Origin of the sequence: Sphingomonas pituitosa NBRC 102491, assembly GCF_001598435.1 — a bacterium.
Classification (GTDB): Bacteria; Pseudomonadota; Alphaproteobacteria; order Sphingomonadales; family Sphingomonadaceae; genus Sphingomonas; species Sphingomonas pituitosa.
The window spans coordinates 1-12,183 of sequence record NZ_BCYY01000018.1 but is presented as its reverse complement, the minus strand read 5'-3'; the positions used below and the strand labels follow the sequence as shown (position 1 = coordinate 12,183).

Sequence of the window (12,183 nt, the reverse complement as noted above, 5' to 3'; positions counted from 1 at the left end):
AGAGCTGCGCGTTGCTCGCTGCAATCGACTTCAGGAACGGTCATGAAAGTCTTAATTGTCGAAGACGAGATTTTCGCAGCTCTGCACCTAGAGGCAGCGATTGAGGACTTGGGGTGCGAGGTTTTGGGCATAGCACCTGATACACCCACGGCAATGGAGCTCGCCAACGGACAGCCCGATCTGGCGCTTGTGGATCTGAACCTGCGGGACGGTCTCACCGGGCCCCAGATCGCGCGCGATCTGGCGAACCGGTATCGTACGAAGGTTCTCATCCTCACGGCAAATCCGGCTCAGGCCGGCGATCCTTTCGAAGGCCTTCTTGGGGTGGTCAGCAAGCCCTGGACCGAGGCGCAACTTGCGCAGACAGTGGAAGACCTTCGAAGCGTGGATCAGGGTTAACCGCCCCGATGGAGCTGCGTTGCCTTCACTAGAATGACGACGCAGAGGCCTTCCGCGCGCCAATCCTTCGTGATCACTCCTCCGAGCTGCCGCTGAACGCTTAGTTCGGATAGTTGGGTGCCGAACCCCTGCCTGCGCGGCTCCCCTTCTACAGGAGGGCCACCAGCTTCTTGCCAGGTGATGGAAATTGCGTCGACCGTTCGGTCGACCGCCACGTCCAGGCTTCCAGAGGGCGTAGAGAGTGCGCCGTATTTAGCGGCATTGGTTGCCAGCTCATGAACGACGAGCGCAATGGGCGTCGCGCCCTTGTCGTCGATAACTGTATCCACACCGTGAATCCGGATGCGACCATCGGCGTCATATGGCTTGAGCAGCTCGGCCAGCAACCCAAGCAGCGAGCTCTGTCCGAGATCCGGCTTCGATTCCGGGCTATGCGGACGAGCGAATTCGTGGGCGCGCCCTAGGGCGGCGATACGCCCTAGAAGCTCGTTCATCAGCGGACGCAACTCGCCTGCTCGGCGCCCTGTCAGGTTCACCAGCCCCGATATGACGGCGAAGATATTCTTGATCCGGTGGCTGAGCTCTCGACTCAGCAGCTCATTCCGCTCCGCAGTCAGCTTGGCGTCGTGGATGTCCGTGCAGGTGCCGATCCAGCGGATGATCTTGCCGTCGCCGCTACGAACCGGCAGTGCTCGGCCAAGTACCCAGCGGTATTCGCCACTGTGGTGCCGCAGCCGATACTCGATCTCGTACGGCTCTCCGCTTGCAAGACTGGAGCGCCATCTGTCCCATGCCCTAGGCTGGTCCTCGGGATGAAATACGCCGTTCCAAGCGTCGCCATCGGTGGAACCCGCCGGCATCCCGGTGAACCGATACCACTGCGCATTGTAATAGTCGTGGTAGCCATCGGGTAGCGTGGACCACACCATCTGCGGCATGGCATCCGTGAGCACTTCATACTTTGCTTCGCTGGCAGCCAGAGCTGCCTCAGCCTGGATCTGTGCACCAATTTCGGTGTTCACCCCCAGCCAACGAACGATTTCCGATTTCTCGTTGCGAACAGGCACGATGCGCGTGAGGAATGGGCGGAACAGCCCGTCAGCGCCTCTGAGCGGAAAAACCATCTCGAATGGTGCACCAGTTGCAATGGCCGCCTCCCACCGCTGCATGACCTCGGGGAGACGGTCCGGGTCGTGGACGCTGGTCCAGCCCCAGCCCTCCATCTGCTCCGCCGTGGTTCCACAATAGTCGTGCCATCGGCGGTTGTACCACACGATGTAGCCATCGCCTCGTGCGATCCAGCACAAGGTTGGCAGATATTCAGCTAATGCAGCGAAATCACTGGCGACCGCCAAGGCGTCAGTAGAAGCCGCAATGTGCGATATGACCGCAGGTGCCCGCCAATAGGCCTGGCCGTGATCAAGCGGCAGCTCGTTACGCTCTTCAACCACTTGCTCGCCCCTCGGTACAACAATTCTGCGACATGTCCCGTCCGACGCTGATGTCGAAGGAGGCAACGACCAAAAGGCCTAACGACGCTTCAAAGACAACGCTGCAAATATTTCGTGCCCGTCAACCAAACCCGCCGACGCGATCCATCACGGCGCTACTAAACGCATTTACTGCTACCCAGGTGATGCTCACGGTAAAGCCGATCAAGGCAGCAACCAGTACCCAAAAACAGCAGCGGGCCGGTCGCGGCTCAGCGTTCGATGGCTCTGGAAGACAGGAATTTCCCCTGACACTACCCCCGCGACGCTGGCGAGTGCCTGCAGAAACGCAGCGATACCGAAACACATCAAGCGCGTCACTTGCGTCCCCCTCGCTGCGAGCGATAGCACAGTCGCCGCATCCCTCCTTAATCTGGCTCAACATCCGGCACAAACCGGCTCCGGCAACGGCGGCGGCTGAGGGCCGGGGGCGGAGGACGCTGAGCGAGCCACTCGTGTGGTGCGGGCCGCCAATTTGATATCGCCCGTTCCCTGCATTGTGCCGCAGCCGCGCAAGCTACCCACTCCCGCGCTCGCCTAGCGGAGGAGCATTTACGACCCACCGTCGGCCTCATGCTGCCGATCGGCAATCGGGTCCTTCTCAGGCTGAGCTGATCTACATGCGCCTATGCGGCAGTAAGGCTGGTCAGCATCGCCTCGAGTTCATGTTGACGGAAGGGCTTGATGAGGCGCGGAAGATCCGGATCGATGCCCTTATCCTCGGCATAGCCGCTGATAACGAGAACGGGCACATCGGGTCGACGACCCCGCACTTCGCTGACGAGGTCCGTTCCGGTCATGCCCGGCATCAAGTGATCCGTAATCAGGAGGTCGAAGACGATCCCGCCCTTCAGCAGTTGCACCGCGTGTTCCGCCGAGATCGCTTCCTCGACCTCGTATCCCATGTCGGTGAGCATATCGGCGGTGCTTGATCTGACGAGCTGATCGTCATCCACCAGTAGAACGGTGCCCACGCCGTGGGGCTTTAGCTTCGCTGCTTCGATACCGTCGCTTTGGCTGCCACCGGCCGCGGAAGGGAGCCAAAGTTCGACGCTGGTTCCGTGTTGCAGCCGACTGGTGATGGTGAGTGCGCCGCCCAGCTGGGAGGCGAGACCATGTACCATGGACAGGCCAAGGCCTGTGCCTTTCCCCACGCCCTTGGTGCTGAAGAACGGCTCGATGGCGCGCTTTATGGTAGCTTCGTCCATGCCTGCGCCCGTGTCGGTAACGGCCAGCCGAAGATATCTGCCGGGCCCAAGTTTCGCCGGATGCGCGCCGCTCACGACCACGCTGTTGCAGCTGATCGTGAGCTTGCCGCCACTTGGCATCGCGTCGCGAGCGTTCACAGCGAGGTTCAGTATCGCCATCTCGACCTGGTTAGCATCGGCACGCGCGCAGGGGAGATCGCGTTCTATGTCGGTGACCAGCTCAATCTGTGGGCCGAGAGTACTCGAAATCAGCTCGGAAATGCCGCCGACGAGCGCCTCCATGTCGACGGCAGTGGCTTGCAGGGGCTGTCGCCGCGCAAACGCAAGCAGCCGCTGAACGAGCGTCTTTGCCCTCTCTGCAGATTGAAGAGCGCCGTCGATCTGTCGGCGTGCGCGTTCGTCGCCAAATCCTCGGCGTTGAAGCATGTCGAGGCTGCCGATGATGGGCGTGAGAAGATTGTTGAAGTCGTGAGCGACGCCTCCAGTCAGCTGGCCCATCGCCTCCAGCTTCTGGCTCTGCCGAAGCGCCTCCTCCGCATGCTGAAGCTCCTTCGTGCGTTCCAGAACACGCTGTTCCAGCGTCTCGTTGAGCGACAGTAGCTGATCCTGGAGCTGCCTGCTCTCCGTGATGTCTTCGGCAAGACCCACCGCGCGCACGAGCTCGCCATCGGGCGAGCGAATGGGAAAGAAGCGATCCCTGATCCACCGGACCGCGCCGTCACCCCTGATGATGCGATACTCGAGTTCGGCCGACAGGCCGGCCATCTGGGAGGGGAGAACGGAAGCGACCTGTTCACGATCGTCCGGATGGATCGTGTTGAAAAATGAGGACAGGTCCCCGACTAGTTCTGCTACGGGCCGCCCCCAAACTTTTTCGTACGCAGGACTCAGATAGGAGAGACGACGCTCCTTCAGCTCCGTCACGTAAAACACCTGGTCAAGCGTTTCGGCAAGCTGACGAAAGCGCTCCTCACTCTCCCGGAGAGACGTCTCGACAGCCTTACGATCGCTGATGTCCACGAATGCCGCGACGGCGCCCCGAACGTTGCCACGCTCGTCATGAAGCGGCGTGGCATTGCCAAGCAGATGGGTGACCGTGCCGTCATCGAAGACGATCTGCTCTTCGAAATTGCGGACGAGATCGCCTCGTGCAGCTTTCTGAACGGGCATCTCTTCCGGCGTCAGCTCAGCCCCATCGGCACCCAACACCCTGAAGTGCGTAGGAGCTTCGTCCGCAGGAGCACTCTTGGACATGTTGGAGCCGACCGGCATGCGGGTGAGCGCATGCGCGACTTGATTGCCCACGATGTCACGGCAGCTCGGATCACGCGCGATCCAGATGCCGGCCGGCACTGCGTCGAACACGGCAGCGAACTCTTCGCTTTGCGCGCGCTGCGCCGCTTCAGCCTGCCTGCGACGAGTGATGTCGAGCGCGGTACCAAGGACGCGAACGCACACGCCACTGTCGTCGAAGATGCCCCGCCCCTTCGCGGCGACCCATCTTATCAGGCCGTCGTCGCGCCCGATGGTGCGATATTCGACATCATAGAAGGCACGCTTCTCGGGGTCGACGGCATCCATATATGCCTGCTCGACGAATGGTCGATCCTCGGGATGGAGCCCTTCCAGAAAGTCGTCCATCGCCACAGGGGCGTCCACAGAGACGCCGAACATGGCTCTCATCTGGGGCGACCATGACCGGGTCTGACGCTGGAGATCGGCATCCCATAGACCGACTTCCGTCAGCTCGGTGGCGAGTCGAAGGCGCTCCTCGCTTTCTCTAAGCCTCTCTTCGCTGCGCTGCGCGGCTTCTTTCGCACGATAGGCTTCAGTGACGTCGAAACCCTCGCAGAATATGCCCGTCGTTCTTCCCTGCGGATCCGTCACCGGCTGGTAGATGAAGGTCAGGTACAACTGCTGCGAGGTGCCCTCCCGGCCCTGCAGAGTGATGGGCAGGTTTTCAGCGACTAGCTGCTCACCAGTGCGGTAGACCTGGTCGAGCCACCTGAAGAAATCCTGCCCTTCCAGCTCGGGAAATACGTCGCGCACCGGACGCCCTATGAATTCGCGGGGCCCAAACAGCCTCTCATAGGCCGCATTGACGAACTCGAAGCGATGATCGGCGCCGTTCAGGATGGTGATGAAGCCGGGCGCCTGCGCGAACAGCTTGTGCTGACGATCCGCCTCCGAAGCTAGCTCCCGTTCGGCCAGAACCTGCCTCGTTGTCTCCGTGCAGGCGCAGAAGAAGCCTGCCACGTCAGCGTCCAGGCGGATCGGAGTGTAGGAAAAGCTGAAATGCGCCTCCTCGAGATCGCCGGTCCTGTTGATCAGGAAGGAGATGTCGCTCATGTGGACCGACTCGCCGCCGTACGCACGATCAACGATCGGCCGCAGTTCGTCTGCAATTTCATCCCAGACGTACAGGATGTCCTTACCGAGCGCTGCAGGGTGTTTCTTCTCCAGGAGCGCGGCATACTGATCGTTGTACAGCAGAGTTCGATCTTCGCCCCAGCAGATGAACATGGGCTGATTCGATCCGAGCATGAGGTCTACCAGCGTGCGAAGTGCGGCAGGCCACTGCGCGCGCGCGCCCAGCGCGGTACCCGACCAGTCCCGTTCTTCGATCAGTGTGGCCATTTCGCTGAGCGAGGTAATCATCATCAGTTCGCCGAATGCACCTTCGGGGTTGCTCATCAGTGTTCGCCTCGCGCTCGCATAGGGGGTAGCGGCGCCGTGCCGCCATTATCCAAAGCCGCAGCCGCGTGGAAGGTGCATACACGCGATCGCGGCCATTCAGCGCGTTCCGTTGCGGGATTGCTAAACGGCCGCTAGTCCAGCGTCTGCGAGGGGTTGGCTGCCGCACGCAGCGAGAATGGCCCGGAAGCCTCTCGTACGCGCCGCTGCCAGTCCGTTCGACGACCTTTTGAAGGGCGGCAGAACTCCCGCCCCCAACTGTGCAGGGTTGATAGCGATGTGGAAGAAGATGAACGAGGCGGGAAGCCGCTTGGCGGGCAGAACTGCCGATCTGGCCGGCGCTCCCATAGCCATCATCCTCGTGGCCTTGTTCTGCGCGGGCTGGTTCGTCGAGGCCGGCGAAGCGGGAGAGAACAGCCTCACGCTCATCTTGTCCGTCGCTTCGATATCGCTCACCCAGATGGTCCTCAATGGGCAGCGTCGCAGCGAGCAGGCGCTCCACCTCAAGATCGACGAGCTGGTCTACGCGATCAAGGGAGCCCGCAACGAGGTGGCCGGCATCGAAAGCAAGACGACCGAGGAACTTGAGGCACTTCGCCGGACAGGGGATGCAGCCGAGGAGGTTCTTCAGGAGCGCGGATCTAAGAACAACCTGGGGTGACTTCGCCGGAAGCAGGTCGCGACGCTCGGACGGCTGCAGCTCGCGGGATGCGTCTCAGGCGGCTGATCAACTTGACCACGCCATCACGCCTGCCAGGAGGCATTAACTTCGGTTTTCGTGCGAGCTCAGGAATTTACCGTTGTTTAGGTTAAGCGCCCTAAGATGGTAAATCATGGAAATGAAACGGATTTGCAGTGGATGCCGTAACGGAACTGGTTTCGAAGTTCCTTTCGCGATGGCGTTTCAGCCCATAGTCGATGTTCATGCTGGCATCGTGTTCGCCTACGAGGCTCTGGTCCGAGGCACTGATGGAGCAGGCGCTGCTTCAATCCTGTCTTCTGTGACCGACGAGAACCGCTACGCATTCGACCAAGCGTGCCGCGTCAAAGCCATCGGTTCCGCGATGTCCGCTGGGCTGGTCGAATCGGATGCTATGCTCTCGATTAACTTTCTTCCCAACGCCGTCTACTCGCCCTGGGCCTGCATCCAGCTGACACTTGCGGCTGCCGCCAGCGCGTTGCTGCCGATCGATCGAATCATATTCGAGTTCACCGAAACCGAGATGATGACGTCCACCAAGCACGTGATGGAGATCATCGAAACCTACAAGAACATCGGCTTCAAAGTCGCGATTGACGACTTTGGCGCAGGCCACTCCGGGTTGGACATGTTCGCGAACTTCGAACCGGACGAAGTGAAACTCGATATGGAGCTCATTCGAGGCATAGCGGCCGATCGGCGACGCCAGGCCATCGTTCGAGCGGTCGCACGAATGTGCGATGAGCTTCAAACAGTCCTGATCGCCGAGGGCGTGGAAACGCACGATGAAGCGAACGCGCTTCTCGATCTAGGCGTCAGGTATCAACAGGGATATCTCTATGGCAAGCCCCTTATCGAGCAGCTAGCTGAATTGCCGAGCTGGCTCCTTTAGTAATCAGTTGGATGCGCTGCCGTCGCGTAAGCCTTCACAAGTTCTGTAACAACGGTGCAGATGCGGGACCAACGGTTTCCTGCGAGCCTTCAGATTGCCGCAATGTGTACGCCGCGTTCGCACCGAGTGGAACATCAGCTTCGCCGAAAGCCTGAGCCACTCTCCGCGCGCCGCACCACAGCTCCCACCGCTCCGCCGGCATCTCGCTGGCTTGCCCGATAGCGTCCGTATCGTCTGCAGCCTCCAGGTCGACGCCGGCAAGGATCCTCGCATGTCGATCTAGCGAATAGCACCGATAGTGCATGAGCGATCTCCCGAACCGAGATTGTCATAGCAACCTGATGTAAACCGTGTCGTCACAAACCAAACCCACGAACCTCGTTCAGTTTGATTGCGATTATGCTCTAAGCACCGCCGCGTACGACACGCTCCCGACATCGCAAATTGAAACGCAAGTGTCACGAGTGCGTAAACGCGGGGCATGCTAACTGCGCCGCACATGGCCCAAGACGCACTCAAGCAGAAAAGGCTCCGCCACTCAAGTAACCGATCTTCTACGACTCGCGAAAACGGCGGGATGAAGGGAACTTACTTTCTCCCTGTCCGCTGGAGCCTCAGGAGAGGCTTATGAGCGAAGACTGCACGTCGACGGTTCTAGTCGTCGAGGACGAGATGTTCGTCAGGATGATAGCTGCGGACGCGCTCGAAGAGAGCGGTTTCGCAGTGCTGGAGGCAGCAGACGCGATGCAGGCTCTGGAGCAGCTAGCAGCGCACAGGGTAGCGGTCCTCTTCACTGACATCAACATGCCAGGAGAGATCGACGGTCTTCAACTCGCGGATATCGTGGCCGTTCGCTATCCACACATCAAGGTGATAGTCACGTCTGGTCGCCATTGGCTAGGCTCCGAGGATCTCCCTGATCACGGCATCTACCTCCCAAAACCTTATCGGGCCGATCAGCTGACGCAGCTTGTGCAATTGCAGGCGAGCAGAACCGGATAGGCGGCAACGCGGCTGCACGATGACGGTGCAGCGTGGAGCGACCCTTCGCGGTGATCGACCGATCTCCACAGAAGCACGTGCAATGCGCTGACTGGAATAACGATCGCGGATCATTAGCTCGGCGGCAGCGTTGCCCTCCCGCCCTCCTCGCGAGCGCCGCTCGTTTGTGAGCATCACCTGTTCCCGGAGAAAATTGTCATGGCGATCTTCAACAAGGATATCATCGAGGCTGCGAACAAGAACAAGAACTTCCAGAAGGAGGTCTACTACGACGAAAACTGCCAGATCGTGCTCATGAGCATCGAACCCGGTGACGACATTGGCGAGGAGACGCATGACGCCGACCAGACCACCTTCTTCGTATCTGGCGAGGGGCAGGCGGTCGTCGACGGCAGCCGCACCAAGGTGTCCGCCAATCACATGATCGTCATCCCCAAGGGTGCCAAGCACAACATCATCAACAAGGGTGAAGAACCCTTGAAGCTGTTCACGGTATACTCTCCCCCTGCGGAGGAAGAAGGCGTCAGCCACAAGACGAAGGCTGATGCGGAAGCCGCTGAAGCAGAGTGACGCGCGGTTCCGCAGGCGCCGGACAGGCGGCTGCGGGCGAAGCGCTGTATTGAATTTGTGAGCCGATCGCGAGGGGGCGAGGGCCAGTTTTTCCTGGCTCTCGCCAGCCATTGAGGGTTGTTTCGCGCCGGCGGCCCTCTGAGCGATATACTGTCCGCCAGGGAGGCACTCTGACCCGCCATATCACGGCGTCTGTTCATCGGGTCTTGGCAGTTTGCGGAAGCGCGCGCGATGCCCCGGCGCAGCGCCGCAGACCCAGTCCGAACACCTCTTCATCTGCGCTGCCGCCGCCGCCCAAACACCAGCCCCCCCTCCCCCGCTCCAACCTGATTTCGAGGCGCATTACCGCTGCGCCGCAACACTGGCGTCATAATCGAGTTCTCGTAGCGCGATCCCGCTTGGAAGGACCGACGCTGATGCCCGCCGGAGCGTTCAAAGATGCCGTGTATCCGCTCGCGTGGCAGGCGCTGAATGCGCTCGAGAACGTTGTCGAAACGTCGGAGCCAAACTCCCTTGATGAACGTCATCAAGCCCTTGGCGTTGCGGAGACGGAGGTGCTCCACGCTCTTAGGAGCGCACTCGCCTTCTGCTCCCTGCCCGCCCTTGCGTCACAGTGGCCGGAAGAGACAACGCTTCATCGTGCGCGTACTGCTCAACTGATAGCGAGTGTGGAACGGCACCTAGATGCTTGGAAGGAGGTGGCGCTTCAAACGTTTTGGCCTGCTTACCGGCTCTCCGTCAGGAGCCTGCAGGAAGCGGTATACGACTACCTTCTTCTTCAAGAGTCGTTCTGCTCCGCCATCATGCGCGGATCCGATGCTCCGGAGGGCCTTCTTTCGACAGACGAAAAGCCGTAAGCGGATCAGCGCGAGCGTTCATGACGCCGCCGTTCAGCCATAGTCTGAGCGGTGGGCTTCAGGTGAATGAGTAATGTCGAATGGGCTGTGTCTTGATCGTACAGTTTGGTCAGGCGAAATGCGAACCTTCCCCAGGCGCCACGTCAGCTTACCGGAAAGACGTAGGTCCTTCAGCGTTCGATTGAGGTGTACCGCGGTCAGCGCCAAAATGTCAGCGACGAGATCCTGCCTCAATGGAAGCATGAACTCATTTTCGCCCGCCAGGCCTGCAACGCGCAGTCGGTCTCCGGTTTCGATCATCCAGTCGTAAATGCGCTCCGATGCGGTCATTCGCCCGACGCGATAGATCTGCCTCAGAAGCCGTTCCTCATCCAGCTGCCGGCTAAGCAGCAGGGCCGTGCTCAGCGTATCGCTCAACGAGGCCGGAAGTTGGCAAAGATGGACATCATGCACTGCAACGATCGCACCAGCCACGTAAGGTTTGATCTTCGGGTTTGGAGTGATGATGTCGCCCGGAAGATAGATGTCTAGGATTTGCCTCTTTCCATCCCGGCCCTGACGAACACGAGCAAGCCAGCCGCCCAGAACGGCCGCTGGGTTGGAGGCTTCCTGGTCAAGCTTGCTCAGCGCCCGGCCAGCTGGCAGCGCGAAAGCCATTCCGCTCGCGATGCGGAGGGTCTCTATATCCCCCTCCCCCAAGGCCATGAGTTTGGACAACCGCAGGATCGTCGGCTGGATATCGGCTGGATGTGCTCCATGTTTCATACAACCAGTAACAGACATTTGCAGGACGAATTCAACCGTCTCGTTGGGGCACGTAGCGCCGCTGATAGGCGACTGTTTGAATCGCGCACTTTCCCTCCGTTGTACCAGTGCCACGCTCATGGACGCTACCGTTCCGACCAAGGAACTTCCCAATGACGCGCGAGTTTGCGGCGAAAAGGGGAGTCAGCGCCATGACCGCAGCTTCAAACTGCATTCGCGCGAGTCAATCGTCACATTTCTTGGCGGACGCCTTCCAGCGCGAGCTCGCACATTGGAACCGAGAAAGGCTGGAGCCGAGTTTCGTCTGCAAGGCGTGGCGACCCAGGTTCGAGGACGAGGTTCGGATGCGCCGGCTGGAGGGCGAGTTCCTCGAAGAGCTTCGGGCCGAAGTGGCTGAGGAGGCAGCCACGGTTCCGACCGAAGCACGTGAATTCATCGCCTGGTTCGAAGGCCTGAGGGAGATGGGCCCGGGCCAGGGAGATCCTCTATTTCCGTGGCTAGCTGCTGAGGCTACGCGCGACGAGCTGCGATGGTTCTTCGAGCAGGAGGCGGCAGGGGAAGCCGGTTTTGAAGATCTCGTGGCTCTTACGCAGGTGAAGCTTCCAACCCGGCCGAAGCTTGAACTTGCGAGGAACTATTGGGACGAAATGGGCCACGGCACGCAAAAAGGCATGCATGGTCCTATGCTCGATGGCCTTGTCGAGACGCTATGTGTCACTCCCGCCATCGAAAACACAGTTTGGGAAAGCCTCTGCCTTGCCAATGCTATGACTGCCATGGCAACCAATCGGCGTTACGCCTGGCATTCAGTCGGGGCCCTTGGAATCATTGAACTGACTGCGCCGGGTCGCTCTGCGATGGTCGCCGAAGGGCTCAAGCGCGTGGGGCTTACGCCGAAGGAAGCCAGATACTTTACGCTGCACGCAGTGCTCGACATCAGGCACAGCGAGGATTGGAACCGTGAGGCGATTATGCCTGCCGTGGAAGCGGACCCGCGTCGGGCTTGGGCCATGGCAGAAGGTGCGTTGATCCGGCTTCGATGCGGCGCTCGATGCTTCGATGCTTACCGGAGCCGCCTTTGGAGCTAGGTTCTAACGTTGCTAGGAGCAGTGTGGCACGATTTCATTCCGAGGCAGGCCGGACTTCCCGCCGGCCGGACGTCAGTAGCTTCAGAAGCTTCCGCAAGCCGATCACGACGACGAACCAGAAGCACCAGGTCGCCACGAGCGATCCTGGCCGCAGCACGTCCTCCATCCCGATCTTGTGCGGAACTGACGTTCCGGGATCATCGGCGAGGAAAGGGGCCGGCCACCCTGCGACTTCTCGCGGTAGATAGTAGCGCTCGAGCGCACCTTCATGGCCATACAGCGCCTCCTCGTCGGAGACCGGATGGATCGAGATACTCGCCAACGTAAGCACAACTGCGAGGAGTGGGGAGATCAAGCACCTGAGCATCTCGCTTCCTCGCGGATGCTGCTCGTGAGCGCAAGCGCGCGTGACAAGATTTACGGGCGCGCAGATCCTCAGCATAGTCGGAGCGAAGCTTCGCGTCGATGCGCTAGTCGCCTTCCGCCACGCTAAGCCGCGAACGCCAGACGATCTCGGG

General features: G+C 60.3%; 11 protein-coding genes. 7 read left to right on the top strand and 4 right to left on the bottom strand.

The window, feature by feature from the left end; translation table 11 throughout:
• The first annotated feature begins 42 nt into the window (after nucleotides 1–42).
• Entirely contained in the window at nucleotides 43–399 is a 357-nt protein-coding gene (locus tag SPI01S_RS14660) for a response regulator (RefSeq protein WP_084253490.1), read from the top strand.
• Here the strand turns inward: SPI01S_RS14660 and SPI01S_RS14655 are convergent.
• Both SPI01S_RS14655 and SPI01S_RS14650 read right to left on the bottom strand, forming a co-directional pair.
• A complete protein-coding gene (locus tag SPI01S_RS14655) occupies nucleotides 396–1,850 on the bottom strand; it encodes a sensor histidine kinase (protein WP_169804524.1) in 1,455 nt (484 codons plus the stop codon). The two genes, SPI01S_RS14660 and SPI01S_RS14655, sit on opposite strands and share 4 nt — an antisense overlap.
• 665 nt (nucleotides 1,851–2,515) lie before the next feature.
• Nucleotides 2,516–5,791, bottom strand: a complete 3,276-nt coding sequence (locus SPI01S_RS14650) for a PAS domain-containing hybrid sensor histidine kinase/response regulator family protein (protein WP_084253489.1) — start codon at nucleotides 5,789–5,791, stop codon at nucleotides 2,516–2,518.
• Between the two features lie 277 nt (nucleotides 5,792–6,068).
• On the opposite strand from SPI01S_RS14650, the gene SPI01S_RS14645 reads away from it, so the two are divergent.
• The 5 genes from SPI01S_RS14645 to SPI01S_RS14625 all read left to right on the top strand — a co-directional run bounded on the left by SPI01S_RS14645 (nucleotide 6,069) and on the right by SPI01S_RS14625 (nucleotide 9,812).
• The gene (locus tag SPI01S_RS14645) at nucleotides 6,069–6,452 is read left to right on the top strand and encodes a low affinity iron permease family protein (RefSeq protein ID WP_169804523.1); all 384 of its coding nucleotides are present in this window, start codon (nucleotides 6,069–6,071) and stop codon (nucleotides 6,450–6,452) included.
• A 172-nt stretch (nucleotides 6,453–6,624) separates the two neighbouring features.
• Nucleotides 6,625–7,383 carry an EAL domain-containing protein gene (locus SPI01S_RS14640; RefSeq protein WP_306305027.1) on the top strand — a complete coding sequence of 253 codons (759 nt, stop codon included), beginning with the start codon at nucleotides 6,625–6,627 and terminating at the stop codon, nucleotides 7,381–7,383.
• Nucleotides 7,384–8,010: 627 nt separating this feature from the next.
• Nucleotides 8,011–8,385 (top strand): response regulator, encoded by a 375-nt coding sequence (locus SPI01S_RS14635; RefSeq protein WP_066723972.1) that lies wholly within the window; start codon nucleotides 8,011–8,013, stop codon nucleotides 8,383–8,385.
• 198 nt (nucleotides 8,386–8,583) lie between these two features.
• Entirely contained in the window at nucleotides 8,584–8,955 is a 372-nt protein-coding gene (locus SPI01S_RS14630) for a cupin domain-containing protein (RefSeq protein WP_066723969.1), read from the top strand.
• 416 nt (nucleotides 8,956–9,371) lie between these two features.
• The gene (locus SPI01S_RS14625) at nucleotides 9,372–9,812 is read left to right on the top strand and encodes a hypothetical protein (protein ID WP_066723966.1); all 441 of its coding nucleotides are present in this window, start codon (nucleotides 9,372–9,374) and stop codon (nucleotides 9,810–9,812) included.
• Nucleotides 9,813–9,845: 33 nt separating this feature from the next.
• On the opposite strand, the gene SPI01S_RS14620 is transcribed toward SPI01S_RS14625, so the two are convergent.
• Entirely contained in the window at nucleotides 9,846–10,697 is an 852-nt protein-coding gene (locus SPI01S_RS14620; protein WP_157084717.1) for a Crp/Fnr family transcriptional regulator, read from the bottom strand.
• 71 nt (nucleotides 10,698–10,768) lie between these two features.
• Here SPI01S_RS14620 and SPI01S_RS14615 point away from each other — a divergent pair, with 71 nt between their 5' ends.
• Nucleotides 10,769–11,665: an iron-containing redox enzyme family protein gene (locus SPI01S_RS14615; protein ID WP_066724233.1), complete on the top strand. Its 897-nt coding sequence runs from the start codon at nucleotides 10,769–10,771 to the stop codon at nucleotides 11,663–11,665.
• A gap of 34 nt (nucleotides 11,666–11,699) precedes the next feature.
• On the opposite strand, the gene SPI01S_RS14610 is transcribed toward SPI01S_RS14615, so the two are convergent.
• Nucleotides 11,700–11,987: a hypothetical protein gene (locus SPI01S_RS14610; protein ID WP_157084716.1), complete on the bottom strand. Its 288-nt coding sequence runs from the start codon at nucleotides 11,985–11,987 to the stop codon at nucleotides 11,700–11,702.
• Nucleotides 11,988–12,183 lie beyond the last annotated feature (196 nt).

Bases quoted from the DNA above. Each gene is read 5' to 3' on its own strand.
- SPI01S_RS14640 (WP_306305027.1), top strand. From the start codon at position 6,625: ATGGAAATGAAACGGATTTGCAGTGGATGCCGTAACGGAACTGGTTTC.
- SPI01S_RS14635 (WP_066723972.1), top strand. From the start codon at position 8,011: ATGAGCGAAGACTGCACGTCGACGGTTCTAGTCGTCGAGGACGAGATG.
- SPI01S_RS14645 (WP_169804523.1), top strand. From the start codon at position 6,069: ATGTGGAAGAAGATGAACGAGGCGGGAAGCCGCTTGGCGGGCAGAACT.
- SPI01S_RS14650 (WP_084253489.1), bottom strand. From the start codon at position 5,791: ATGAGCAACCCCGAAGGTGCATTCGGCGAACTGATGATGATTACCTCG.
- SPI01S_RS14620 (WP_157084717.1), bottom strand. From the start codon at position 10,697: ATGAGCGTGGCACTGGTACAACGGAGGGAAAGTGCGCGATTCAAACAG.
- SPI01S_RS14660 (WP_084253490.1), top strand. From the start codon at position 43: ATGAAAGTCTTAATTGTCGAAGACGAGATTTTCGCAGCTCTGCACCTA.
- SPI01S_RS14630 (WP_066723969.1), top strand. From the start codon at position 8,584: ATGGCGATCTTCAACAAGGATATCATCGAGGCTGCGAACAAGAACAAG.
- SPI01S_RS14615 (WP_066724233.1), top strand. From the start codon at position 10,769: ATGACCGCAGCTTCAAACTGCATTCGCGCGAGTCAATCGTCACATTTC.
- SPI01S_RS14625 (WP_066723966.1), top strand. From the start codon at position 9,372: ATGCCCGCCGGAGCGTTCAAAGATGCCGTGTATCCGCTCGCGTGGCAG.